The organism is Lysinibacillus pakistanensis (genome assembly GCF_030123245.1).
Lineage (GTDB): Bacteria > Bacillota > Bacilli > Bacillales_A > Planococcaceae > Lysinibacillus > Lysinibacillus pakistanensis.
The window spans coordinates 1486245-1512156 of record NZ_CP126101.1; the positions used below are offsets into that span (position 1 = coordinate 1486245).

The 25912-nt window shown below is 36.8% G+C and carries 21 protein-coding genes; 13 read left to right on the forward strand and 8 right to left on the reverse strand.

Annotated features, from left to right (window positions below; all coding sequences use genetic code 11):
* Positions 1-556: 556 nt before the first annotated feature.
* From QNH24_RS06985 to QNH24_RS07005, 5 genes are all read left to right on the forward strand, one after another.
* Positions 557-2203, forward strand: a complete 1647-nt coding sequence (locus QNH24_RS06985) for a sigma-54 interaction domain-containing protein (protein ID WP_283871358.1) — start codon at positions 557-559, stop codon at positions 2201-2203.
* A 259-nt stretch (positions 2204-2462) separates the two neighbouring features.
* Entirely contained in the window at positions 2463-3788 is a 1326-nt protein-coding gene (locus tag QNH24_RS06990; protein WP_283871359.1) for an aminotransferase family protein, read from the forward strand.
* 29 nt (positions 3789-3817) lie between these two features.
* Positions 3818-5215 carry an aldehyde dehydrogenase family protein gene (locus QNH24_RS06995; RefSeq protein ID WP_283871360.1) on the forward strand — a complete coding sequence of 466 codons (1398 nt, stop codon included), beginning with the start codon at positions 3818-3820 and terminating at the stop codon, positions 5213-5215.
* Positions 5216-5432: 217 nt separating this feature from the next.
* Positions 5433-7457 carry a hydantoinase/oxoprolinase family protein gene (locus tag QNH24_RS07000; RefSeq protein WP_283871361.1) on the forward strand — a complete coding sequence of 675 codons (2025 nt, stop codon included), beginning with the start codon at positions 5433-5435 and terminating at the stop codon, positions 7455-7457.
* Between the two features lie 24 nt (positions 7458-7481).
* Complete coding sequence (locus tag QNH24_RS07005; protein ID WP_283871362.1) at positions 7482-9458, forward strand: hydantoinase B/oxoprolinase family protein; 1977 nt, start codon at positions 7482-7484, stop codon at positions 9456-9458.
* A gap of 62 nt (positions 9459-9520) precedes the next feature.
* Here the strand turns inward: QNH24_RS07005 and solA are convergent, their stop codons facing one another.
* The 3 genes from solA to guaD form a co-directional block, all read right to left on the reverse strand.
* Positions 9521-10642 carry an N-methyl-L-tryptophan oxidase gene (gene solA / locus QNH24_RS07010; protein ID WP_283871363.1) on the reverse strand — a complete coding sequence of 374 codons (1122 nt, stop codon included), beginning with the start codon at positions 10640-10642 and terminating at the stop codon, positions 9521-9523.
* Positions 10643-10756: 114 nt separating this feature from the next.
* Positions 10757-12103, reverse strand: coding sequence for a uracil-xanthine permease family protein (locus tag QNH24_RS07015; protein WP_283871364.1), 1347 nt, complete (start codon positions 12101-12103; stop codon positions 10757-10759).
* 54 nt (positions 12104-12157) lie between these two features.
* On the reverse strand, positions 12158-13525 hold the full coding sequence (guaD, locus tag QNH24_RS07020; RefSeq protein ID WP_283871365.1) for a guanine deaminase: 1368 nt from the start codon (positions 13523-13525) through the stop codon (positions 12158-12160).
* Positions 13526-13808: 283 nt separating this feature from the next.
* Between guaD and QNH24_RS07025 the strand changes: the two genes are divergently transcribed.
* A complete protein-coding gene (locus QNH24_RS07025; RefSeq protein ID WP_283871366.1) occupies positions 13809-14060 on the forward strand; it encodes a hypothetical protein in 252 nt (83 codons plus the stop codon).
* Between the two features lie 21 nt (positions 14061-14081).
* On the opposite strand, the gene QNH24_RS07030 is transcribed toward QNH24_RS07025, so the two are convergent.
* A complete protein-coding gene (locus QNH24_RS07030; RefSeq protein ID WP_283871367.1) occupies positions 14082-14978 on the reverse strand; it encodes a LysR family transcriptional regulator in 897 nt (298 codons plus the stop codon).
* 115 nt (positions 14979-15093) lie between these two features.
* Here QNH24_RS07030 and QNH24_RS07035 point away from each other — a divergent pair, with 115 nt between their 5' ends.
* From QNH24_RS07035 to QNH24_RS07050, 4 genes are all read left to right on the forward strand, one after another.
* Positions 15094-16296 carry a YbfB/YjiJ family MFS transporter gene (locus QNH24_RS07035; RefSeq protein ID WP_283871369.1) on the forward strand — a complete coding sequence of 401 codons (1203 nt, stop codon included), beginning with the start codon at positions 15094-15096 and terminating at the stop codon, positions 16294-16296.
* Positions 16297-16674: 378 nt separating this feature from the next.
* Entirely contained in the window at positions 16675-17241 is a 567-nt protein-coding gene (locus tag QNH24_RS07040) for a MarR family winged helix-turn-helix transcriptional regulator (protein ID WP_283871370.1), read from the forward strand.
* A gap of 65 nt (positions 17242-17306) precedes the next feature.
* On the forward strand, positions 17307-18338 hold the full coding sequence (locus QNH24_RS07045; protein WP_283871371.1) for a serine hydrolase domain-containing protein: 1032 nt from the start codon (positions 17307-17309) through the stop codon (positions 18336-18338).
* A 146-nt stretch (positions 18339-18484) separates the two neighbouring features.
* Positions 18485-19006, forward strand: coding sequence for a DUF6886 family protein (locus tag QNH24_RS07050; RefSeq protein WP_283871372.1), 522 nt, complete (start codon positions 18485-18487; stop codon positions 19004-19006).
* Between the two features lie 51 nt (positions 19007-19057).
* Here the strand turns inward: QNH24_RS07050 and QNH24_RS07055 are convergent, their stop codons facing one another.
* Complete coding sequence (locus tag QNH24_RS07055; protein ID WP_283871373.1) at positions 19058-19543, reverse strand: NUDIX hydrolase; 486 nt, start codon at positions 19541-19543, stop codon at positions 19058-19060.
* Positions 19544-19733: 190 nt separating this feature from the next.
* On the opposite strand from QNH24_RS07055, the gene QNH24_RS07060 reads away from it, so the two are divergent.
* From QNH24_RS07060 to QNH24_RS07070, 3 genes are all read left to right on the forward strand, one after another.
* A complete protein-coding gene (locus tag QNH24_RS07060; protein WP_283871374.1) occupies positions 19734-20186 on the forward strand; it encodes a 2-thiouracil desulfurase family protein in 453 nt (150 codons plus the stop codon).
* Positions 20187-20301: 115 nt separating this feature from the next.
* The gene (locus QNH24_RS07065) at positions 20302-20868 is read left to right on the forward strand and encodes a sigma-70 family RNA polymerase sigma factor (RefSeq protein ID WP_283871375.1); all 567 of its coding nucleotides are present in this window, start codon (positions 20302-20304) and stop codon (positions 20866-20868) included.
* Entirely contained in the window at positions 20865-21971 is a 1107-nt protein-coding gene (locus tag QNH24_RS07070; RefSeq protein WP_283871376.1) for a DUF4179 domain-containing protein, read from the forward strand. The genes QNH24_RS07065 and QNH24_RS07070 overlap by 4 nt, the downstream gene beginning before the upstream one ends.
* Before the next feature lie 56 nt (positions 21972-22027).
* Here QNH24_RS07070 and QNH24_RS07075 read toward each other — a convergent pair whose 3' ends face one another.
* From QNH24_RS07075 to QNH24_RS07085, 3 genes are all read right to left on the reverse strand, one after another.
* Positions 22028-24415 (reverse strand): FtsX-like permease family protein, encoded by a 2388-nt coding sequence (locus tag QNH24_RS07075; RefSeq protein WP_283871377.1) that lies wholly within the window; start codon positions 24413-24415, stop codon positions 22028-22030.
* A gap of 3 nt (positions 24416-24418) precedes the next feature.
* Positions 24419-25177, reverse strand: a complete 759-nt coding sequence (locus QNH24_RS07080) for an ABC transporter ATP-binding protein (RefSeq protein ID WP_283871378.1) — start codon at positions 25175-25177, stop codon at positions 24419-24421.
* A gap of 261 nt (positions 25178-25438) precedes the next feature.
* On the reverse strand, positions 25439-25858 hold the full coding sequence (locus QNH24_RS07085; RefSeq protein ID WP_283871379.1) for a DinB family protein: 420 nt from the start codon (positions 25856-25858) through the stop codon (positions 25439-25441).
* Between the last annotated feature and the right edge of the window lie 54 nt (positions 25859-25912).

Here is a 25912-nt window from a genome sequence, read left to right on the forward strand (position 1 = left end):
TTTCGCACAAAAAACATCTGTTGGCCCAAAGCCTCTGGTGGATGTCACGGAAAGGGGTTCTTTGTGTAATCACAAAGCCGTTTCCGGACGCAATTATGCCGAGGCATAATTGATATTAGCATATAAAAAATTCGCGACCATTCTGCGAGATAGCAAGCCAAGTAACAAAGCAAAGGTCATAAGCACCTTTAGGCTTGCAAATTACTCGTAGAAAGAGAGCGAATTTTTTGTATGAAGTTATTTTATCTTCACTCAGCAGAACCCCCACCTCTACAGATGGTGAGATGAATGTGGTTTTGGTTTTTTACAGTGGGTGTCCAAACACCTACTGAAATAGAGGAACTCCGGCTAAGATCTTCACATCCTGTGAAAACGCCTGAGTGACCAACATCGTGTCGGCCTAAAGCCTCTGGCGGATGTCACGAATTTTCAAAGAAATGAATTGTTTATCTGTAGCGAAAGCAAAGCGGCAGATATTTTTTGCGCGAAAGCGTAGCGGCAGCTACAATTACGCCAAGGCGAAATTGATTTTCTAGTTTGAGAGGAAGTGGTCTATATGTCGATAACAGAACTTCATAAAGATGAACATTTTTTTCTTGTCAAAAATGAGGAAGTAATTGTAAAAAGTGATATCCAAATAGAGCTGCTTGAAAAAATGATAAAAAAGTATAGTAAAGGGACAGAAACATATGAGGTAGAAGGCTATTTTATTCATGTATTAGAGACTTCACAGGGTAGCTTATTTAATATTAGACCATTAACGCAGTTTAGCCATTTTGATTTTATGAATCCTTTATCAAACAAAGTATTAAATTCCATATCAGATGGCATTACCATATGTGATAGCGATGGGAAAATATTATTTCAAAATGATATTGATATCGAAATTGTCGGTATTAATTTAATGGGAAGATATGCAAAAGACGCTATAGCTGAAGGATTAATGAGTGATTCTATATCCATGAAAGTCATCGAATCGAAAGAAAAAGTAACCATACTGCAAACGTTCATTAATGGAAAATGCTTTTTAGTGACGGGCAAGCCAATATTTGATGAAAAGGGTGAGTTGCAATACGTAGTAGCCATTACACGTGATATGACCCAGTTAAAATTACTAGAGACAGAAGTGAAAAAATTAGAGGTTCAAAACGAAAATTTTAAAAATAAGCTACAAGCATTACATAATAAAGAGGCGACAACAAGTAGTTTAATCGCTGTATCTCCTGCAATGATGGATGTTGTAAATCGCGTGATGAGGATTGCGGAGGTAGATTCTACTGTATTAATTGGTGGTGAATCGGGCGTTGGTAAAGAAGAAATTACAAAGCTAATTCATGCAAATAGTAGACGTAGCCATAAGCAAATATTAACGATTAACTGTAGTGCAATACCTGAAAATCTATTAGAAACCGAGCTTTTTGGCTATGAGGGAGGAGCATTTACAGGAGCGTCTAGAGGTGGGAAGGCTGGGTTATTTGAAATTGCGTCAGGTGGTACAGTATTTTTAGATGAAATTGGAGAGATGCCTTTGCTACTACAGGCAAAATTATTACGTGTGCTCCAAGAGTCAGAGGTTCAACGTATTGGTAGTGGGAGGCCTATTTCTATTGATGTCCGCATCATTGCAGCAACGAATCGCAATTTGGCAGAAATGGTGAGACAAGGTAGTTTCCGTGAGGATTTATATTATCGTTTAAATATTATCCCCATTGAAATTCCACCATTAAGACAACGTCGTCAGGATATTATTCCACTAGTCCATCATTTTTTAGCTGTCATTGGAGAGAAATACGGGATTCATCGAACAATTGAGTCATCGGCCATGAAAATATTAGTGTCCTATGATTGGCCAGGAAATATACGTCAGCTTAAAAATATGGTGGAACGAATTTGCTTATTAGCTACACAACCAGAAATAACAGTATATACAGTACAACAAGAATTAGATTGTAATACAACGAATATTCGTGATATCGAAAATGCGGAGCAACTACCTAAGTTACAGGAATCAGCTGTTACAACCATGTTTAGTGGCACATTAAAGGAGCAAGTAGCTGCTTTTGAAAAGCAAATTATTAAGCAGGCATTGTCTAAATATCCAAGTATTAGGCAGGCAGCCAAATCACTTGGCTGTGATCAGTCAACATTAGTACGTAAAATTCAAAAATTCCAATTAACAAGGCATATTTCTTATAAGGAGTAGTGATGTATTTTTACATCAAATTTTCTTTTTTGCATAGTAAATGGTGATAACGCAACGGTGTTTAGTAACGTAATGCAACAAAAATGATGAACCGCATCATTAAAGTTAATCATTAAATAAGAGATGAAAAGAGGCATTTTCGAATAAGAGAATGTCTTTTTTTATTTTTTGTGCTGAAAGCAAATTTTTATAAACAGTTGGCATGAGAGTTGCTATTAAAAAAGTGTATGAAATTTTAAACGAAAAGAGGTTGGTATTGATGGCAATTCAATTAAAGGAAGAGCTAAAAACATTAGATCAAAAGCATTTTTTACATCCAACATCGTCAATTGAGCAACAGCAAACACAAGGACCAGCAGTTATTTTTACAGAAGGAACTGGCATTTATTTAAAAGATATTGAAGGAAATGTCTATATTGATGGGATGTCTTCTTTATGGAATGTAAATATTGGGCATGGCCGTCAAGAAATTGCAGATGTCGCGAAAGAGCAAATGTCCACATTAGCATTTAGCTCCTGCTTTGCAACATTTAGCAATGAACCGGCTATTCGTTTAGCAGCGAAAATTGCTTCTTTAGCTCCGGGAGATTTAAACACAGTATTTTTCACTTCAGGCGGCTCAGAGGCGAATGATACAGCCATTAAACTAGCACGTCATTACTGGTTATTAAAAGGACAGCCAAAGCGCCAAAAAATTATTTCACGTACACACTCCTACCACGGTGTAGCAATGGGCGCTACAAATGCAACAGGCTTACAAGCATTTCGTGATTTTACAAATTCACATGCTCCAGATTTCCACTATGTCTATAGCGAATCGGTACGTAATTTACGTGAAACGATTGAAGCGTTAGGTCCTGAGAATGTGGCTGCATTTATTTCTGAGCCTGTGCAAGGAGCAGGTGGAGTAAATATTCCACAAAAGGACTACTTTAGAGAAGTGCGAAAAATTTGTGATGAGTACGGTATTTTATTGATTGCGGATGAAGTCATTACAGGATTTGGACGTACAGGTAAATTTTTTGGGATGGAGCATTATGGTGTAGTACCAGATATGATGAGCTTCGCAAAAGGCGTTTCGAGTGGCTATGCCCAACTTGGAGGCGTGGTGATATCAGAAAAACTTCATCAGGATTTTTGTGAGCTTTCCAAGGGTACATTAATGCATGGGTACACATACAGCGGTCATGCACTTGCTTGTCAAGTTGGCTTGAAAAATATTGAAATCGTTGAGCGTGAAAATCTCGTTGAAAATGCAGCGGTCCTGGGTGATGCAATGTTAAAGGGATTCCAAGCGCTGCAGGAAAAGTATAGCTTTATTGGACGTGTGCGCACACTTGGATTGCTTGGGGCAATTGAATTAGTCAAAAGCCGTGAGACAGGTGAATTGTTTGAGTCTCCTCTTAGCCCAATTTTTGTACAGGAAACGATGAAGCGAGGGTTAATTCTTCGAACGGTTACGTATGATCAAGATACAGTTGTTTTTGCTCCGCCTCTTATTCTATCAAAAGTAGAATTGGACGAAATGCTACGTATATTAGACGAAACGTTTGAATATATACGTAAAACTATCGTTGAAATATAAATTCAATAACTTTATAAAGGAGGAGTAATATGACAACAGTTGTTAGAGAGGTACGAGAACAATTTAATCCAGCGAGACCAACCCAATGTATTGGCACTGTAGAACTTTTAACACTAAATGAAACGAAAGCAGTTGTTACTGCTGCTCATAATGCATTTGAAGGCTGGAAAAATACATCGTCTATAGCACGTGGAGAGGTTTTACGACTAACAGCGGATCTGCTTGAAAAAAATATAGATCAAGTAGCTGAAATAGCTTCATGTGAAATGGGCAAAACGAAAAGTGAAATGCTCGGAGAAGTGAAACGAGGGGCTTCCATTTTGCGTTATTTTGCCCAAGAAGGGATGCGTGCTGTAGGTGAGGTGTTACCTTCTGCCAATGAATCAAAGATATTATACACAATGCGTGTGCCACTCGGTGTAGTTGCGGCGATCACTCCTTGGAATTTTCCTGTTGCCATTCCACTGTGGAAGATTGCTCCGGCATTAGTATATGGCAATACAGTTGTTTGGAAGCCATCTATTGAAGCAGCTTTAACCGGAAAATTAATAGGAGAATTATTTCAACGGGCAGGTTTACCAGAAAACGTGTTACATGTAGTCCAAGGTCGTGGCTCAAAGGTTGGGCAGGTTTTATTGGAGGCACCTGAAGTAAAGGCGATTACATTTACTGGTTCAAATAATGTCGGGCAAAGTATTTTAGATACTGCTGGATCAACGAATAAAAAAATTCAACTGGAGCTTGGAGGCAAAAATGCAGCCATCATTTTAGCGGATGCGAATATCAAACAAGCTGCAAAACTAACGATAGAAGGTGCTATGAAGCAAACAGGACAGCGTTGTACAGCGACTAGTCGAGTGTATATTGAGGAAGCGATTTATGAAGAAGTGCTCCAGCAGTTAATAGAAGAGGCTAAAAAAATAGAGGTTGGCGTAACAATGGGTCCTGTATCCTCAAAGGGGCAATATGAATCTATTTTAGCTGCTATTGAAAAAGCACAACTAGATGGAGCTGAGCTTATATTTGGTGGTGGTCCAACTCAAGGTATGAAAGAGGGGTATTACATCGATCCAACCATTTTTACAAATGTAACACATGATATGGCGATTGCCCGTGAAGAAATATTTGGCCCCGTACTAGCTGTTATAAAGGTTAAGGATTATGAAGAGGCGATTCGCTTATCGAATGATTCCGATTTTGGATTAAGTGCTTCGATCTATACTACTAATATTCCAAAAGCTTTTGATTTTATTAATCGCAGTGAAGTGGGACTTGTACAGGTGAACGATGAAACAGGAGGAGCCGAGCCCCAAGCGCCATTTGGAGGAATGAAAAACTCAAGTACCGGTGCCCGTGAGCAGGGGCAGGCGGCGAAGGAATTTTTTACAACCTTCAAAACAATTACAATTGGTACAAAAGTTGAATAAAAACCTAACTCATCTTGAAATTTAATAGCATGGCAGCCAAACAAAAACACATTCTATATGCCTCAGTGTAATGATCTAGGATTTTTCTCATAGTGATTGCTATTTTTTGAGGAAATCTAGCGGCATTCACTTGAGGCATTATCTTCATCAAAGAGGATTTATTATGAAGAATTTTTGTGTATTTCATCAAACCAAGTAAACGAAAGAAGGTATAACTATGGCACAAAGTCGTTTAGCAATTGATGTTGGTGGAACGTTTACGGATGTATTTGTTTTTAATGAAGAGACGGGAGACGTTTTTGTAACAAAAACATCTTCAACACCTTCAAATCCAGAGCAAGGAATTTTACATGGTGTTGAAAAAGCAGGGTTAGATGGGAAGAATATTAAAATTTTTTCTCATGGTACAACCGTTGGAACGAATGCCTTAATTGAACGAAAGCTTCCGAAAACAGCCCTGATAACGACAAAGGGTTTTAGGGATGTTATCGAAATACGCCGTGGGACGAAGGAAGATATTTGGGATACGTACAAGGACACTGCTAGGCCCTATATTCAGCGGAGAGATCGGTTTGAAGTAGGAGAACGCATAGATTATGAAGGGAACATTATTCAAGCTATTGATGAAGAGGAGGTTCGGATTTTAGCCAAGAAATTAAAGCGTAGAGGTACACAGTCTATTGCTGTTTGCTTCCTCAATGCCTACGTCAACGGAGAGAATGAGCTGAAAGTCAAAAAAATTTTAAAAGAGGAACTACCGGATGTCTATGTTTGTATTTCAAGCGAGGTACTTCCTGAAATTTTCGAGCATGAGCGGATGAGCACTACGATTATCAACGCAGTTCTCGGACCAATTATGAGTAAATACATCAGTAAGTTAAGCAATGAAATGCAGAAAAAGGGCTATGAGGAAGAAATTTTGGTGTTACATTCTGGTGGTGGTGTCATGACTTCAAGTACGGTTCCACGTTATGCGGCTAGGCTAGCAAGCTCAGGGATAGCAGCTGGTGCCATTGCCAGTAAGCATATCGCAAAGCTGTGTGGATTTGACAATGCAATCGGCTTAGATATGGGTGGTACAAGTACAGATATTTCACTTATGTATAAGGGTGATATTCGCATTACAAAGGAATGGTCAATAGAATATGGTTATCCAATTGGTTTTCCAAGTATTGAAATACTAACAATAGGAGCAGGGGGTGGTAGCCTTGCATGGAAGGATGAGGGGGGCTCTTTACGTAATGGACCTCAAAGTGCAGGTGCAGCTCCAGGTCCAGCCTGCTATGGACGAGGGGGAACAGAACCAACGAACTCAGATGCAAATTTAGTATTAGGGCGTCTTGGCGTGGATTTATTGGATGGTACGATGCAATTAAACAAAGAAGCGGCAAGAGAAGCTGTGAAAAAAATAGCAAGCGCTTTCAATCAAACGATAGAGGAAGCAGCAAGCGCAATTATAGAAGTTGCAAATGCCAATATGAGCGATGCTGTAAGATTAATATCTGTTCGTAGAGGCTATGATCCACGAGATTTTGCACTTGTTGCTTTTGGTGGTGCAGGGCCATTACATGGTGCCTATTTGGCAAAGGATTTAAACATTCCGAAAGTTATTATTCCTACTCATCCAGGTGTAGCTGCTGCAATGGGCTGCCTACTTGTAGATGTTCGACATGATATTTCTAAAACGTATGTGAAGAAACTTGAGGAGGTAACTGCAGAAGAGCTGACAAAGCAATTTGGTGCATTACGTAAAGAAGCAGCAACATTATTAGAAGAGGAAGGGATAGCAGAAAGTACCTCATCCTTGACGAATTATATAGATCTCCGTTATAAGGGGCAATGGCGATCTCTTGCTGTACTTGTAGCAGATGAAATAACTTCTCTAGATGTTATACTAGAAGCCTTTCATCAAGAGCATGAACGAGAATTTGCATTTTCCGATAAGGAGCAAGCTGTTGAAATTTTTGGTCTACGTGTTACGGCGATTGGAACAGTACCAAAGCCTGATTTTCCACAATATGTACCTGAGGGCTCCTTAGAAGATGCATTCAAGGAAACTCGCTCTGTTTTTTTTGAGGGTAAATATTTTGAAACAAACGTATACTATCGCGATAAAATACCAGTTTACACACAATTTGCTGGTCCAGCCATCATCGATCAACTCGACACAACGACTGTTATTCCACCTGGTTTTACAGCAGAGGTTGATGCATATAGAAATATCATTATTACGGTGAACTAATATTCGATAGGGAGGAATTGAGTGATGAGTACAACGAATTTAGAGACACCTCATAGGGTTCAAAATTTAGACCCAGTAACATTTGAAGTGTTAAAAAACGGTTTTGTAAACTTAGTTGATCAAATGGCTGAACAAATGCTGCGTACATGCTATTCGTTTGTTATCTATAATCGAGACTTCAGCTGTGCATTATGTGATGCACAGGGAAATACAGTAATGCAGGGAACCCAAGATATTTCAGTACATGTCGGGACATTACATTTAACCGCAAAAGCTGTCTTAGAGGATTTCGCTGATGATATTCATCCTGGCGATGTATTTCTAGTGAATGATCCTTATCGTGGTGGCACACATTTTAGCGATGTTCGTGTCATTTTACCAGTATTTCATGATGAAAAATTAATTGCCCTTATGCAAACGAATGGACACTGGGCAGATGTCGGTGGCTCTAATCCAGGTTCCTTTGATATTACTGCAAAGGAGCATTACGGAGAAGGATTGCGGATTCCACCTGTACGCATATATAGTAAAGGTCAATATTTATCAGATGTTGTGAAAATCATTGTCATGAATATGCGGATACCAGAAGAGCGGATAGGAGATTTACGTTCTCAGGTGGAAGCAGCAAAAGTTGGGGAGAAGCAGCTCAAGGAAATGATTGAAAAGTACGGCATAGATACAGTACTAGTGGCCTTTGAAGAGGTGCAAAATTATGTTGAACGATTAATGAAAGCGAAAATAAAAGCTTTACCCAAAGGCCAATGGGAAACAGTGGACTATATCGACATGGATCCACAAGTAGGAGATGGCCTTATCCCAATCCATGTAAAAATGACCATTACTGAGAGTGAAATAGCGTATGATTTAAGTAACTCTCATCCTTATATAAGCTGCTTTTTAAATGCGGGATTTGGCTCAGCCCTTTCTGGTACTTATGCAGGCACTAAAACATTCTTCCCGGATATCCCCCTAAATTCAGGATTCTATAGAGTTGTGAAAATTTATCTTCCTGAAAACTCTGTCGTTAACGCTCCTAGCCCAGTTGCCGTCTCTGGCTATTGTTCTGGAGCGTTTGAGAAAATTATGAATGCTTGCTTCGAATTATGGTCAAACATTATGCCTGAACGCGCTATCGCATGTTCATTTAATTTAGAGTATTTATTAATAGGTGGGTATGATCAGCGTCAGGATAGTAGTGAATATTTTATGTGGTATGACTGGATGGCTGGCGGGCATGGGGGGCGTATTGATCGTGATGGTGCTAATACAACCTCACCAGTGTTTGGAGTAGGGCTAAGTGTACAGCCATGTGAGGGACAAGAGCGATTGTCACCAGTTATTACAACAAAGCACAAAATTATAATAGATTCTGCAGGCCCAGGTAAGTACCGTGGTGGTTGTGGTGTCGAGAAGGGAGGCATTTTAACAAATGTTAACCAAACCGTGATGTCCTATTGCTGTGATCGCTCACGCTCTATTACATGGGGAATTATGGGCGGCTTACCCTCTATCGCACAGGGAGCTATTTTAAACCCAGGTAAAAAGGATGAAACATTTTTAGGTACAATTTTCTCCAATATCGAACTGAAAAAAGGAGACTCCTTTACTCGTCCTTCGGCTGGTGGAGGGGGCTTAGGGGACCCGTTAGCACGAGATATAAATGCTGTATTAGAGGATGTTATTGATGAATATGTTTCAATTGAGCGTGCGAAGCTTGATTATGGTGTTGTGATCCATGAAATTGATCGTGATATCGATGCGTTTGAAGTAGATATAGCTGCCACATTAAAAGAACGCGACTATATTCGCCAAAATCGTCATAGATGGCTAGAGACAAATCCTCTTCTAGTGGAGCAGATGTATAATAATGGAGAAATTAATCAAATGGATGTTATCCGAAGATATGGCGTTGTGATGGATTATCAAACAAATAAAGCATTACCAATTTCAACAGAGCAATACAGAGAGTCAATGAAGAAACGCTCTTTAGCCTTTTGGTAAACAACTATAGAGAGTAGTTTAGGCTACTCTCTAGTGCATTTCGTATGAATATATAAATAAGTTTATTTATTAAAACGATTTATCTTAAAAAGGGATAAATCCTGCTTGCTTTGTCCATTTAGTGTTAACTCTGTGAGTACTTCACCAACTGCACTGCTGAATTTAAAGCCATGCCCAGAAAAGCCCGCTGCTACGATAATGTTTTGATGCTCAGGTAAAAAGTCGATAATAAAGTCTTCATCTGGTGTCATAGAATACTTGCATGTTTTTCCATAATTTAACGCCCCGTGCTGTGGCATAAATTGCTGAATAAAGTTAAGTAAGTCAATGGAATCCTGTTCGTCAAACGGACGAAGCGGATCATTTGGATTGATTGCCTCGCCACCATCATGGCGACCAAGCTTTAGTCCAACACCATCAATACTTGGAAATCCATAGTATGTGGAATCTTCCAATTCAAAACAATAGGCTGGAAATACATTTTCACCATAGAGCTGTTCATCTGCTTCAAACCAAGCAAAGGTTTTTCTAGTAGGTGTAACAGGGATAGGAATGCCCATTGTTTGTAATAGCTCCGTGATCCAAGCACCAGCAGTGACAATCAACTGCTTCGACTCGTAAATATTATTTTCGGTTTGTACCTTTACAATGCTTCCCGCTTGAATAGACTGTACTTTTTCATTCGTATGTAATGCTGCTCCTGCCTCCATTGCTAATTTTTTATAGGCATGAATGCAGGCCTCTACACGAAGAACACCAGCAGTTGGCTCAAAGCAAGCAACAAAGTTTTCGGGGACAAATAATCCTGGCCATTTTTTCATAGCTGTATCGGCAGAATATTGTTCTAGTGCTAAGTCATAAAGCTCGGCACTAGCTTTTACATTTTTAATAAAAGAATGACTTGGCTCTCCTACATTCACAACCCCTGTTTGTAGAAATAGGGATTCATTTGATAAAGCTTCTAATTCCCTCCATAATTCACCTGCTCTTTTGACAAAAGGTACATAACTAGCCCCCTCACCATAGGCAAAGCGAATAATTCTTGTTTCTCCATGATGGCTGCCTTCTTCATGTGGAGGATTAAGGGCATCAATCATCAGAACATTTTTTCCTGCCTTTGCTAAATAATAGCCCGTTGCCATACCCATCGAGCCAGCCCCAATGATTATCACATCATATATCATATAATCCCTACTTTTTTGCTCTAGTATAACAAAATAATAGATAGGAAGACAGAAATTTTTGAAAATTTTATAGAAAAAAAGCACAACTCTTCAAGAAGAATTGTGCTTCGTTTATTATTTCACTGTAGGTAATAATTTATTTAATAAAATGGCTACGATAGCTGCTATTGCAATCGGTGAACCCAGTAGATATTGTACAGTTGTTGGTAAAGAATAAAGGAAATCATCTGGTAGTAACGTTAATGCTAATGTTAAAATGACAGGAACAGCAATTACATACATTTCCTTTTCACCAATTCTTTCATTTTTCATTACCTGTAAACCACTAATTGCGATAATACCACAGACGATTACAAAGATACCGCCAATTACTGCTGAAGGAATTGCAGAAATTAGAGCAGCTAATTTACCAGAGAAACCAAATAAGATAAACCAAGCACCAGCAGCAATAAATACTCGACGACTTGCTATACCTGTGATGGAAATAACACCTGCATTTGTTGAGTATCCAGTAACAGGAGTTGAACCAAGCAATGAAGCCACGAAACATCCAATTCCTTCCCCAATAACTCCTCGATTAATTTGTTTATCTGTCAATGGTTTATCGATAACATTACTCACGGCAAACCAAGTACCTGTTGTCTCTGCCATTAAGACGATATAAATAATCACCATTGTTATAATGGCTGAAAAATTAAACGTGAAGCCGAAATCTGCAAAAGGAATTTGTGGCATACTAAACCATTTAGCTTGTGATACGGCTGATAAATCTAAGACACCCATTACATTGGCTGCAATACAACCCACAATTAAAGCAATGATAACTGAGGCGATACGAAAGATTCGTCCTTTTTTATTGAAAATTGAGCCTAGCATTACACATATGATTAAGACTGTAGCTGAGATAAGCGCTAAATTGATATTTTGGTTAATCGACGCACCTGCACCATTAAAGATATTATCACTTAAACCAACAGGCATTAAAGAAAGACCAACAACAAAGATAATCGTTCCTCCAACAATTGGAGGGATAAAGGTTTTGACGATTTTATTGAAAATCCCAGTATAGCCTAAAATAATAACGAAAATGGCACCGATTAAGCTAGCTCCTAGGATAGTGTTCCAGCCAAGCTGTCCGCTGCCACTTGCTGCATAAATCCCAACGATGGCCCCAAGAGGAACGTAGGATGGACCTTGTGCAATAGGTAGCTTCATACAAAAATGAGTTTGGATAATTGTAGCAATCCCTGCTGCGATAAAGGTAGATTGAATTAATGCACTTGCTTGTCCTGACTGTAACCCAATTAACATCGCAATTAGAAAGGGAACTACATAGACATCCATAGCCATGACGTGCTGTAAACCTAGTAAGGCTGATTGACTGTATGACACTTTTTCATCAGGTAAAACAGTTAATTGTGTTTTTCTTTTTTCATTTAATTGATTATGTTGCGTTTCCACTAAGATGTCCACCTCTAAATATAAATTTATACTGTTAAATGACAGAGTCGCGAGTTATGCTCTTGTGTGAACTTTATTTCCTTGTACCCACACTTCACGGATATTTTCGGGACGTACAAGATACATGATTTTTTGGAAGATATCCTGTAAATCTTCGTTGTTTTCAAAAATAGGTAGCTTGGCAGATGGTACTTTTGTATCGATGATTTGTACATCCCATGTATAGTTCTCCTGTAGTCGACCGACTGGTAAGCTTAAGCTTTCGCCACCACCAGCAGTAGCTAAATAAAATGCTTCATTTATCGTAATACGTGAATTTGCTACGCCTCGTTTTTCGGCAGGAAGTGAAGTATCAACGCCGTCTTCTAGCATTCTAGATGACATAACAGCTTGTCTTGCATTATCAAACAAACTTGGAGAAAAACCGCCTGAAAGATCTGAACCTAACCCTATATCCACACCCATTGAATGGAAGCGAGCAATAGGAATAACACTATTTGCAAAATAAGCATTGGAGATAGGACAATGACCAATTGCAGTGCCAGTTTCAGCAAATAGCTGTGCGTCATCATTGCTTAAAAAATTACAATGTGCCATCACAGATTTATCGCCTAATAAACCAAAATCATGTAAGGCAAAGGCGTCATTTTTCTTAAATCGTTCCTTCACATAGCCATGCTCCCAATCACTTTCACTACAGTGTGATTGAATATGCGTATCATATTTAGCAGCTAATTCACCCAAGCCCTTTAAGGCATCGTCCGTACAGCTTGGAATAAAACGTGGTGTAACGACTGGATAAACACCCTGTTTTGTCGTTTTTGCTAGATCTTTCACAGCTAAAATAAACTCTTCTGTATCCTTTAATGCTGTTTTGGAATCAAAATCACGGTAGTAGTCTGGATTTTGCTCGGGATCATCCATAACAACTTTTCCAACTAAGCCTCGTTGCCCTTTTTCCGCACAAATTTTTGCTAATAGTAAGCTTGCTTCCTTATGGACAGTAGCAAAATAGAGAGAGGTAGTTGTACCATTTGCAAGTAACGTGCTAACTAAATCTTCATAGACCTCTTGTGCAAATGCTAAATCAGAAAATTTGGATTCGATAGGAAAGGTGTATGTGTTTAGCCAATCATAAAGTGGAATATCTAATGCAGTACCAGCCTGAGCCCATTGTGGGGCATGTACATGCAAATCGACAAAGCCAGGTAAGAAGTATTGACCTTCCTCTAAGGAATGGAAATTTTCTTTGCCTTGATATGTAGTAAGGAGATTTTGATAGTCGACATGATCGGGAGCGACAGTTTTTTCAATCATACCTTCTGCGTTTATAAAGAATAGATAATCTTTTAAAATGTGTACTTCACTAGAAGACTTACTTGAAAAAGCTGTCCCTTTGAAAATTTGCGTATAATTTGACATAAAAACCACCTTAATGTTCGTGTATTGATAATTACTTGGACTATTATAGGTCATTTAAACTGTTTAGTCTATAAAAAACGAATATTGAATATTATTACTATAATGACTACAGCTATTTTTTTACAGCTTTGATAGGCATTAGGGTAAAATTAGAGAACTAGTCATAATTCAATGGTATACAATCAAATGATGTAAGATTTGCTTTTAAATAGGAAAACAAGGCTTATGTGAATGTTTGTCGAATAATATTTATAGAAGAGACAGCTTAAGGAGGAGGATTTATATGTTGGTGAAAGGGCATAATTTTAAATTATCACTATTTTATTGGCTTTTGTTCATTCCGATTTTTTTAGGAATAAGTTATAAGGCATTATTTTTTGACTGGCAAATACAAAAGTATTATTTTAGTGAGCTTGAAGATTTTGCTCGTTATATCTTTGTGTTAGCAATTAGTTTTATAGAAGCATTTATCTATGTATTAATTATTCGATTCATTGTTTTTTTGTTTCAGAAACAACTTCATCTTAATAAATGAATCGTATTTGAGAATAAAATCTCAAATACGATTAATAGAGTCATTAATAATATCTATAAACGAATGAAAGGCCGCAGAGATATTTTGTTCGTTTTTTCGTGTACAAAGATAGATGGGTCTTTGAATATCAATATCTTTTATAAAGACTCTGGCTACTTGTTGCCTTTGAATAAAGCTTGAAGCAGCTATGGACGGTGCTAGCATTGTACCGTAACCAGCTGCAATGGCATGGATCGATTCATTAATGCCATCGAGTTGTAGACCTACTCTTGGTGGCGGAATTTTATGAACCTTACACAGTGCATTTAAAAATTCCTTTGTTGAGCTACCGTCTTCTCTAGAAACAAAGGGCTGCTGCATTAATTCTACTAATGTCACAGTTTGATCTGCCATTGGGTGTCCATAAGGCACGATAAACCAATAATCCAAATTAATCAAAAATTGATAATTAATATCTGGATGATGACCATCCTCTTTTACGATAAAGGCTAAATCCGCTTTATAATGAAGCAATTCTTCAATAACCTGCTGGGAGTTCGCGGTTTTTATATGGATATAAGAATTCGGAAAAGCTTGCTTATAGTTAGCTAACCATTTCGGTAATAAAAAATGGGATGGCACATGGGTAGAAGCAATTTGTAATTCCTCATTCCCCGTATTTTTTAATTGCTCTAACTTATTTTCAATATCCAATTCTAAATCAAATAACCGCTGTGCCTGTTTAAATAAAAATTCCCCATTTTGTGTTAACGTGATTCCCCTTCCCTTAGATTCCAACAAGGTTAATTCTAAATCTTTTTCTAAATTCCGAATTTGTATAGTAACAGCAGGCTGGCTAATCATTAGTGCTTGTGCTGCCTTCGATACACTTTTAAGCTCGGCTACTTTTGTGAAGAGTCTAAGAGCATGTAAATTCATGAAATTTCTCCTTATATAAAAATTATTTATCCTTTTATATAAATTATATATTAGATTTATTAATTTTCACTCTGTATCCTTTTAATTACTATAAAGTTTTAGGGGAGGGGACGAGATGAACCGACAGCACATCGGAATTTTATTTGGAGGGGTACTATTGCTCGTAGTGGCAATGGGCATTAGCCGATTTGCCTTTACACCAATTTTGCCATTTATGCGGCATGATGTCGGATTTTCTTTTGAAGTAGCAGGATTTCTGGCATCAAGTAATTATATTGGCTATTTCATTGGTGCATTATGGGCAGGATTTATCCATCGTAATAGGAAGAATTTTTTATTGTTAAGTGTTGTCTTAAATGTCCTTTCTGTTGTTCTAATGGGCATTATTGGATTATATAGTGTTTGGCTTGTGCTTCGATTGATTGCAGGCATTACAGGCGGACTTATTTTTGTTTTAACATCGAGCATTATTATGGATTACCTAGCAAAGCGCTCACTTTCTCGTTGGTCAGGCTATTTATTCAGTGGGATAGGCTTAGGGATTGCTATCTCAGGCTTATTCGTACCAGTTCTTGAGGGACATTTTGCATGGCAAGGTACATGGATAGGCTTAGGGATTTTATCAGCGCTGTTTTTAGGCATTACGTACATTCTTTGGAGAGGATTAGATGTACAAGATAGCAAGAAGGCTGCTAAATCCTCCGATACAAAAATGACAAAGGGCTTTATGCCGTGGTTAATCGTGTCATATGGCCTAGAGGGCTTAGGCTATATCATCACAGGGACATTTTTAGTCGATATTATTCATAATATTCCTTCACTCCAAGCGTATTCCTCCTATAGCTGGGTTATCGTTGGGGTAGCAGCCATACCCTCAGCACCAGTTTGGACTGTGTTGTTAGAAAAATTTTCTGCAATAAAAATCCTATTTGTGGCATACATATTACAAGTGTTAGGCATCCTGCTACCAGTATTTTCACAAACTGTATGGAGCGTTTTATTGTCTTCATTTTTATTTGGCTTAACATTTGTAGGGATTGTGACGTTGACAACTTCCTATGCACGTCAGCTTTTCCCAACTCAAAGCGGGCCAGTCGTGTCATTGTTAACAACGTTTTATGCATTTGGGCAAATTATTGGACCGATCATCGCGGGTCAGCTTGTAGAAGTTTATAGCAGCTATAAAGCAGCTCTTGTATTTGCTGGTGGTATAGTATTTCTTGCCTTACTTGTCATGCTGTGTGGACGGTGGTTAACGATGAAGCAGCAGGCCACATTAGAAAATGTATTGGCCATTAAAACACAATCGAATTCCTAAAAAAAGCCTGAAATTCCAAGTGGATTTCAGGCTTAAATTTTGACATTAGCATAAGAAGCGCCACGTTACGATTTTATATAGAAATGAGGAAAACGCATGGAAAGAACTATAATGACAGAGCAAGCAGTGGTTTTATAAAAATATTGACCCTTTAAAATTAAGTTCGATTATTTTTAAAAAAAGTTTGTTCATTCATAATAAGCTTAATTAAAATTCTATGTGTTGGTACGCAGGATTTTTCTTGTTCAACAATCGGGTAGGTTAATGTATAGCAAAGAATAAGAAAATTATTTAATTGAAATAAGACAGTATATTGACTAATTTTAAAAATATGCTACGCTTATTTTAGACAATATATTGTCTAAATGGAGGGCGATTATGGATATTTACAGAGAACTATTTTTAATGCAGCAAGCTTATGGTACCTTATTTTCTTTAGCAAATAAGATTCAAGTAAAAGGTGACAGATTCCTTGAACTTTTAACTTCTAGACAGTATATGGCAATGGTGGCAATTGCACATTTACCAGAAGATGAAACGACTTTGAATAATATAGCTAGAAAATTAGGTACCACAAAACAGAGCGTAAAACAGTTAATCACCATTATGGCAAACAAGGGATATGTTAACGTTGTTCCTAGTAGGAAAGATAAACGTGCGATTAACGTAAAAATAACAAAAACAGGAAAAGAAGTTTTGCTTGCCGTTGCAGAAAAAGGAATCTTTTTTTTGGAAGATCTTTTTAAAAAGTTATCAACTGATGAATTAGAAACAATGTGGGCCCTTTTAAAGAAACTTTATAGTTTTGACGGTGAAGAACACGATGGATTCGAAGAAGTGGGTAATTTACAAATGGATGAAGATAACATGGAATTACAAATGAGAATCTTGAAGGAGTTTGAGAAACGAAGAATGCAAGCAATTAATAAGGGTAATAAAATGTGAAAAATAATCGTAGAGGCTGATTTATTTTTGAAGAATATATCAATTTTTGATAAGGGAGGTTAATTATGTTTGAAATCAGTAATGAAACATTACGATTAATTAAAAGGGCCTACAGAGGAAAAGAGCATTTAAAATTAACTGTTGGCTATTTAAGAGACAATCATTCTGTAATTAAAATTTTTAATGAAAACGGAGAACTTCATTCACCAGAAAAATATCAATATGAAATTGGATCTATAACAAAGACTTTTACTGCATCTTTGCTATCAAAATATGTATTTGAAAAAAAGATGTCAATAAATGATTCAATACAAAAGTATATTGAAGGGGTTAAGGGAGAAGATTATTATCCTACACTGCTCCGCCTTGCTACTCACTCTTCTGGATATTCAGCAAGTCTGCCATTAAATAAACGGGAATATTCTGGCCTATTTTTAGATTTGATTATTGGTGGGGGTAATTTGAATAAGAATAATCCGTTACATATGGATTTTAACAATATGAAAATGCTAATTGAAAAAAATAAATTGAAAGAAATGGATTATTCATGGAAATATTCAAATTTCGGTATATCACTTATTGGGTATGGATTGGGGATTGTATCAGGCAGTGGATATTGGGACACTATGAATGATTTTCTTCATAATGAGCTTGGACTAAGCGATACTTATTTAGGCACATCAAATAATAATTTACATGGTTATGACAGAAAAAATAATGATTGCGGCAATTGGAAATGGAACAAAGAAAATCTTATATCACCGGCGGGTGCAATAAGTTCAACTGCTGATGATTTACTTAAATATGCAAAAATAAATATTTACGAAGATAAACCGTATTTGTCTCTTTGTCATAAAAAACATGGAAATGGAACAAAGAAGTATGATATGGGTCTTGGATGGTGGCTTTTAAAGAACAACAATAATGTTATTTTGCATGGCGGTGGAACAGGTTGCTTTAGCTCATTTTTAGGGATTGATAAAGAGAAGAAAGTTGCCTCCGTAGTGTTGGCCAATTATAGATTAGGTAGAAATGATGATGAAAAAATAGGAATCTCTTTATTAGAAAGTCTACAGAAATCAGTTATTTCTAAATAGCAAATGATTAAGCTTTTTTACAAAACAAGCTATATTTACTTTCAAAGTTACTAGTATTAAATTGACTAAACATTATTTTAAAGCAACACAAGTCATTAGATATTGGAATCGATGTGCAGCAAGATTTCAGAAAATAAGGTAAGTATATGAGAATATTTCATGTCAGTGACGAAAGTGAGATTCTTGTCTTTCATCCTCGATTACCTGAACGAACAGATTTAGATGCAACTACAGGGCTCGTATGGGCTATAAACGAAAAATGTCTCCCTAATTTTTTAACCCCTAGAAATTGTCCAAGAGTTTGCTATCGTATAGGTACAGAAACAACAGAACAGGATATACAGACTTATTTCACCTCAGGAACTGCTTCACATGTAATTGTGATTGAAAGCAAGTGGTTTGAAACAATGAAAAATACGACACTCTATCTATATGAATTTGATATCCATGGATTTACGCTACAGGATCAGGTAGCAGGCTATTATACGAGTGAAACAACTCAGCTACCTATTGCTAAATTTGAAGTCGAAAATTTATTTGAGGAATTATTTAAGCGTCATGTAGAATTACGGGTAGTCGATAACCTGTGGGATATTTATGATGATATTCAAAAAACAACATTAAATTGGTCGATGTGCAGAATGCGATTTACGCAGCCAAGAAAATAATTAGCCAAGTCTCGTAAACGCTACTATCACGTTTACGAGATCTTTTCGTATTTAGACAGTAAATGCTTGAACTAATGGAGTACTTGTCATATCAATTAATTTACTATCTTTATAGGTAAAAATATATTCGTAGTTGATTGATTCATCAAGCATCTTCGGTAAATAATATTTTAAATCTGCTATTCCTACATTTTGAGGGTGCAAAATCCAAGATAGGTCTTTCCAATCAAGAATACCTTCTGCCACCTTAATGGGTGTCACATACGGGTAGGATTCTGGTAGTTCTGCCATAAATGCATACATGCAACCAAAGTTAATGTTTCCATCAGTCCATGTTATTTTTCCTTTGTATGTAATGTCTTGCAAGGCAATGCCGGTTTCTTCCTTGATTTCACGTAATGCACTGACCAATGGCGTTTCACCTTGCTCAATTTTTCCACCGACACCATTCCAAGCGCCCATCCATTGTGGCTTATCTCTATTCAGTAATAATATTTTGTCTCCCTGCTTCAGAAAACAAATTGTATATTCAACCAAGTTCTTTCCTCCTTTAAATCAAAAAAATGCGCCATAGTGGTCTTAAGTCTACTATAGCAGTTGTATCAATTGGAAGTTATAATAAATGTGTCTTACTATCCGTATAGGGGATAAAAATATTGTAACAAAGAATCTTTTAACGTGACATTTAAAAGATGCCGTATAGATACTGAGGAAAAGAGGAAACGTTGTGATATTAATAAGTGCTTGCTTAGCAGGATTAAAGGTACGTTATAATGAGACAGATTGTTTAGATGAAAGAATACAACAGCTTGTATTAGAAAATAAGGCTATAACTGTGTGCCCTGAATTGATGGGTGGCTTTACTACTCCTCGTGAGCCTGCTGAAATAGTTGGCGGAGATGGGGAAGACGTTCTTGATGGAACAGCGATTGTAGTGGAAAAATCGGGCCGCGATGTAACGGAGCTGTATCTAAAGGGTGCCTATGCAACTTTACATAAAGCGCTTGAACTTGGTGCGACGAAGGTTATCTTAAAAGAGTATAGTCCATCCTGTGGCAGTGCAATGATTTATAATGGTCATTTCAATGCTACAAAGAGAATCGGTGTAGGTGTTACAACCGCATTACTAAGAAGAAATAATATAGTGGTTTTTTCAGAAGAAGAATTTTTTACAGAATAATAAAGTGAATTCCTTGCGTATAAAGGAATTCTTTTTTTTTTTGAGAGAAAATGCTTGATATGTTCGTTGTATAGGATGAAGAGGCCTATACAAGAAGTTGAGAGGAATTGGTGCCATGAAATCGAATGAGAAAAATTTCATCAAGCGATTGAAACGACAGAAAGAGGATGCTATTGAATATGTCGTGGATCAGTACTTATCGCTTGTGAAAGGTGTTATTTATAAGGTGCTTGCACCATTGCAACAGGATTATATAGTTGATGAATGTATCAATGATGTATTTTTAAGTATTTGGGATAATATCGAGCAATTTAAAGGAGGTACTGATGATTTTCGCAAGTGGCTTTGTGTCATCGCTAAGTTTAAAGCATTCGATTATTACCGAAGAGCAGTAAAGAAGAGAGAAATATCCTCTGAGCATCCAGACTTACTAATCGACCCTTCAGTAGAGGAAGTGGTCATTCAGCTAGAAAATCAAGAAGAATTAGTAAAATTAATCAACACACTCGATGCTATAGATCGAAAAATATTTATAATGAGATTTTTTATTGGTATGAATACAAAGGATATTGCAATGCAAGTTGGTTTGACAGGTGCAGCTGTTGATAATCGCATATATCGAGGCAAGAAGAAATTACAACAGCAAGCAATTGAATTAAAGCTTGGGGGTAATCCGACATGAAGGGAATTTATAAATTTTTCAATGACGTGCAGTTAGATAAGAAGGAATTTATCGAACTTGATGTTAGTGATTTTGAAAAAGCGCAGGTAAAAAAGCGATTAAAGCAAAGCCTAAAGAAAAAGAAAAAAAGAGTGAAACGATGGCGGCAAATAGCAGTGGCAGTGCTTTTTATGGGATTGTCAGGAGCGATAATAGGATATACCTTTCCAGCACATGCAGGAAGTATTCCCATTGTGAAAAACATCTTCCAATTTATAGATGGAGATAGATCTTTTCTTTATGAAAATTATAAAGAATTTTCAACAGCTATAGAATTATCTGAGATGAGCAAGGGTGTGGAGATTACCATTAATGATGCCCTTTACGATGGTGAAACAATTTTTATAACCTATTCGCTCAAGAGTAAAAAGAAATTAGGTGACCAACTAAGAATTCATGATACTTCTTCATCTTTAAAGGATGCAGATGGCATGGCATGGGGCTCGGAAATAAAAAGAGTAGACGATTACAACTATGTCGGTTTGTTAACAGTTGGGAATTTCGGAACAAATGTTGGGGATACAGCATACTTAGTATGGAATATTGATAAAATATTGATGGAAAAATCAAATACAATTATTAATGGTCACTGGCGTTTTGCCTTTTCTGTAGAGGCAACCTCAAAGTATACGCAAATAGTAAATAAATCTTCGTCTCTTGATGGTATCAACGTGACAATTAGACAAATCACCCATACACCGATGTCAACCATTGTATATGTAAGGCAACAATTAGATCAGCATATTTTAGATTATTGGGATAATATCGACCTAGACTTTACAATGACAGATGATATGGGGAATAACTATGATGGCTTGAATCATGGGGGTCGTGGTTATCCAAATGATATTCGTACAGGTAAGACGTTTGGAAAAGTTGACGAAAGGGCAACAACACTGAAGATTATGCCACATGTCCGGCTCATGAAGTCATCTGTAAATGATGATGAACCAATAGAGGAAAAGAATGCTTTTGGCGAAACTGTTGTGAGGAATAGAGCTGTAGAGGTAGAAGATTTTAAAGAAATAAATCTTGAACCAATCGTTATTGAATTGAAAGAATAGGTAAGATATGAAAGGATGAAACTGCCCTCGCTCTTTTATAGAGTAAGGGCAGTTTTTTAGTCAACGAGTAGAATTTGAGGTGATGTTTTGGCAATGATTTTTGTGGATACCCAGCAACCAAGACAGGCTGCCACAACACTTAAGAAGGATAATCCGATGGTTATTGGCCAATTTATCACAAGAGGTAATTCTAGTAAGCCATATTCTAAAACAATACTTTGTAAAGCTACGGGAATTACTTTTACACCGATAAAAATTCCAAACATAGCCCCTAGTGATGAAAGTAATAGAATTCCAGATGTAATCGACCATCGAATAGTATTTGAGGTCATACCAATAGATTTAAAAATTCCATAAGTTCCGCTTTCTTTTCTTACGTTTATTCTAGAAACACTAAAAATAATGATGAATGTTACAGCAATAAATAAAATTCCGATAACAGATAATGGGATGATTAAAACAGCAATCACTACTTTAAACACATCTTCTAATAATGTTTGTTGTGTGTCGACTTTGACAGAGCTTTTAAAGTTATTGTTTAAATCATCAACGATTTGAGCTGATAATGTCTCATCTACTAAATTGATCATACTAATTTCTGAAGCAGAATAGGCAGCATTATAAACTTTGATCACATCAGCGGTAATTCTCGCTGAATTAGACATATTGGCGATTGATTGATAAATACCAGCTACAATCAAATGATGCTGCTTGCCTTCGATATAGACTTCTACAATATCTCCTACATTTTTGTGTAAAGCCTTCGCGACATTAAGGCCAATGGCGATTTCATTTTTATTTACAGGATTACGGCCAGAAATTGTCTCGTATCCAGCAACATCAAAACTACCTTCAATAGTATTGACATTAATATTAAGCGGTTGATTTGGTTCATTAGGGAAAACCCCTGTAAATTGATCGAGCCAAGCGTGATTTTTAATGCGTTCATCTGAGCGTAAAAATTGTTCAAACTGTTGTTTTGAAAATGTTGCCTCATTAAAAACCGTTACTACAACATGTGATGAATCGTAGCCCAATGCTGGTGTGTTTTGTTTGATGCTGGAAATAAAGCTATTATGAATGACTGCACTAAACACTAAAATTGCAGAAGTAATGGCTGTAAGAACAATAATAAGAATGGAACTTTTCATATTTTTAGTGATGTTTTTAATGCTAATTTGAAGTAGAATCGGCAAATGAACTAAATTAGAAAGACGATTAGAGTTGTTTAAACGCCGATTCAATTTACTGTTTGCAAATTCTGACATACCGTACTTAATTGCTTGTACGGGTTCAACGTGACGTGCTTTGTTAGAGTATATGAACGCAGTAAGGATAACAATGACAAGGATTATGACAGCAAGTAGCATAGTGATTCTAAAATCTTGAATAATCGTTAAATGCTTTCCGGCCTTTAAATAAGATAAAGAGCTTTCTATGATCACTCTGGAAAGGACTGTACTGGCAATAAGACCTGGAATAATTGAAACCATGGATAATAAACCAAATTGTAAAACATAGGTCACACTAATTTTTCGAGAAGTAAGCCCGAGAGATTTAATGACACCAATCGTTTTATAGTTCGTTAAAATGGCATCTGAAATACTAAAACCAATAATATACAGCGAAATGAATAACATTGCTACACCAAAAGCGATCATGATAAAGCCGATAATTTTATTAATAATAAAATTAAACGAATAGAGATCCACGTATTCCATTTTTGATTCAAGGTAGGGGCCGTTTAAAAATTTTTCGAATTCTATCCAATAGTTTGCACTTTGCTGATAATCATCAAAGCGAAGAGCCATCATATATTCTTCAGACCCTATCATTGTATCAAATTGTTTATGATAGTCAGAGTCGTTCATCCAAATACGAGCATTCGTTGTAAAGGGTCCGCCGTATGGCAAATCTACAACAATACCCGAAACATTTAATGTAAAAGCTTTTTCGCCAGTGTTAAATTCAATAGTATCTCCAAGTGAAATACTCATGGTAGTAGCCATCGATGTGGGAATCCAAATTGTTCCTTCAGTAGGGTAGTCCTGATTTTCACCCTCTGAAAATAGTAATCGATCAACAACAAAGGGCGTTTTAGGTGTATTCATCATGAATAAGTAGAGATTTGTCGTTTCTACACCATTCGCTGTGAAGCCAGATAAATTTCTATAAGGAATGAGATTCGAGGCAGAAACCCCTTGTTGCTCTTGCCACCAATTGTTGACAGTGTTTGGATTATGAATATCCTTGCCCATCGTTAAAATTTGGTGCGCCCCATTTGAATCATGATGTGTTTTTTCAAAAATATTGCTTGTATTCATCAAAATCGTTACAGAGGTAGCTAATAAAAGGGTGGATAGCATAATTATAATTGCTAATAGTACATTTTGGATTTTCCTTTTCTTAATATGTGCAAAGCAAAGAGTAAGTATTGCGTGCATGTTTTACTCCTTTCCCGTGACATAAGAAAAGATAATATGTTCACGCTCTTGTATGCTAGCATCATCGTATTGATCGAAGTCTAAAATACCTCCAATTTTTCCATCCTGAATGATAATAAGACGATTTGCACGACAGGCCGCTTTTATATCATGCGTAATCATTACGACAGACTGACCTTTTTTGTTTAAATCCGTTAAAATATCTAAGATAGCTACACCATGATCGTAATTTAAACTACCAGTTGGTTCATCTGCAAATAGAATCTCTGGGTCATTGACTAATGCTCTAGCAATAGCAGCTCTTTGTTGCTGTCCACCAGAGGTTTGCGAAGGTAAACGATTCCATTGCTCCTCAAGTCCCATTTTATTTAATAGCATCTCCGCTTTTTTTATCACATCTTTTTTAGGGTATTTTGCAATATATCCTGGGAGGGTGATATTTTCTAGCAATGTCATATCCGGGACGAGATTACTACTTTGATAGACATATCCTATCTTTTTAGAGCGAAATGTAGCTATCTGCTGTTCGGTAAATGTATCCAGCCTTTCTCCATGAAAATAAACTTCACCAGTCGTAATAGAATCAAGACCACTTAAAAGATAAAGCAGTGTTGATTTACCCGAACCAGAGTTGCCCATAATGACTGTAAAATCTCCTTTATATATTTCGATATTAATATTTTTTATTGCATGAAATTGCTCACTCCCTGTGGAATATGTCTTACATAGATTTTGAGCACGAATAAGTACCTCTTTTTCCACGAGAATACCTCCTCCATTTGATTTTATTTCTTTTAGTGTAAGGGGGATTTATTATAAGGTCCTTATTAAAATATTAATAAATTATTACAAGAACTAGAAGATTTGAAAATCGTTCTTTGTGAAAGCACAAAGCCGATTCCGGACGCATTGTTTATCTGTGCGAAAGCGAAGCGACAGCAACAATTATGTAGAGGCATAATTGATTATAAAGACAAAAATAAGCTTTGGATAGAAGATGATGTCCAAAGCTCTTTCATAAAATTATAATGTTTTCACTTGCTCAATTTTTAATCCGAAAATTTGAGGCGGTTCAATGTTGTTCATTTGTAAATATGCTGAGATTTGTCCACGATGATGGATTTCATGTTCGGGAATCGACATAAGTATTCTCCAAGCACTTACCTCATGACCATGAAGGGTTAAAACCTTTTTTGACAACACATCGTTACCAATTTTCAATAGCCCCTCAGTTAATTTAGTTTGACTTGACTCTAAATAATTAGAAATTTCCTCTAGGGAAGCCCCATTACTAGTATCATGACCTGTGTACGTCCACGAGCCATGTTCAAATATTCCAAGAAACATTAATCGAGCTGATGCAATATGCCGCAATAAATCACCTATAGAAAATTTATCTTCAGAGGGCTTCCACTCTAAAAGTTCATCAGGTATTGCCTTCATATATTACATCGTTCGTTTATGACTACCATCTAAATATTTTACATATTCCTTTAT

Coding starts and splice junctions, on each gene's coding strand:
- QNH24_RS06985 (WP_283871358.1), top strand. CDS start 557: ATGTCGATAACAGAACTTCATAAAGATGAACATTTTTTTCTTGTCAAA.
- QNH24_RS06990 (WP_283871359.1), top strand. CDS start 2,463: ATGGCAATTCAATTAAAGGAAGAGCTAAAAACATTAGATCAAAAGCAT.
- QNH24_RS06995 (WP_283871360.1), top strand. CDS start 3,818: ATGACAACAGTTGTTAGAGAGGTACGAGAACAATTTAATCCAGCGAGA.
- QNH24_RS07000 (WP_283871361.1), top strand. CDS start 5,433: ATGGCACAAAGTCGTTTAGCAATTGATGTTGGTGGAACGTTTACGGAT.
- QNH24_RS07005 (WP_283871362.1), top strand. CDS start 7,482: ATGAGTACAACGAATTTAGAGACACCTCATAGGGTTCAAAATTTAGAC.
- solA (WP_283871363.1), bottom strand. CDS start 10,642: ATGATATATGATGTGATAATCATTGGGGCTGGCTCGATGGGTATGGCA.
- guaD (WP_283871365.1), bottom strand. CDS start 13,525: ATGTCAAATTATACGCAAATTTTCAAAGGGACAGCTTTTTCAAGTAAG.
- QNH24_RS07025 (WP_283871366.1), top strand. CDS start 13,809: ATGTTGGTGAAAGGGCATAATTTTAAATTATCACTATTTTATTGGCTT.
- QNH24_RS07030 (WP_283871367.1), bottom strand. CDS start 14,978: ATGAATTTACATGCTCTTAGACTCTTCACAAAAGTAGCCGAGCTTAAA.
- QNH24_RS07035 (WP_283871369.1), top strand. CDS start 15,094: ATGAACCGACAGCACATCGGAATTTTATTTGGAGGGGTACTATTGCTC.
- QNH24_RS07040 (WP_283871370.1), top strand. CDS start 16,675: ATGGATATTTACAGAGAACTATTTTTAATGCAGCAAGCTTATGGTACC.
- QNH24_RS07045 (WP_283871371.1), top strand. CDS start 17,307: ATGTTTGAAATCAGTAATGAAACATTACGATTAATTAAAAGGGCCTAC.
- QNH24_RS07050 (WP_283871372.1), top strand. CDS start 18,485: ATGAGAATATTTCATGTCAGTGACGAAAGTGAGATTCTTGTCTTTCAT.
- QNH24_RS07065 (WP_283871375.1), top strand. CDS start 20,302: ATGAAATCGAATGAGAAAAATTTCATCAAGCGATTGAAACGACAGAAA.
- QNH24_RS07070 (WP_283871376.1), top strand. CDS start 20,865: ATGAAGGGAATTTATAAATTTTTCAATGACGTGCAGTTAGATAAGAAG.
- QNH24_RS07075 (WP_283871377.1), bottom strand. CDS start 24,415: ATGCACGCAATACTTACTCTTTGCTTTGCACATATTAAGAAAAGGAAA.
- QNH24_RS07085 (WP_283871379.1), bottom strand. CDS start 25,858: ATGAAGGCAATACCTGATGAACTTTTAGAGTGGAAGCCCTCTGAAGAT.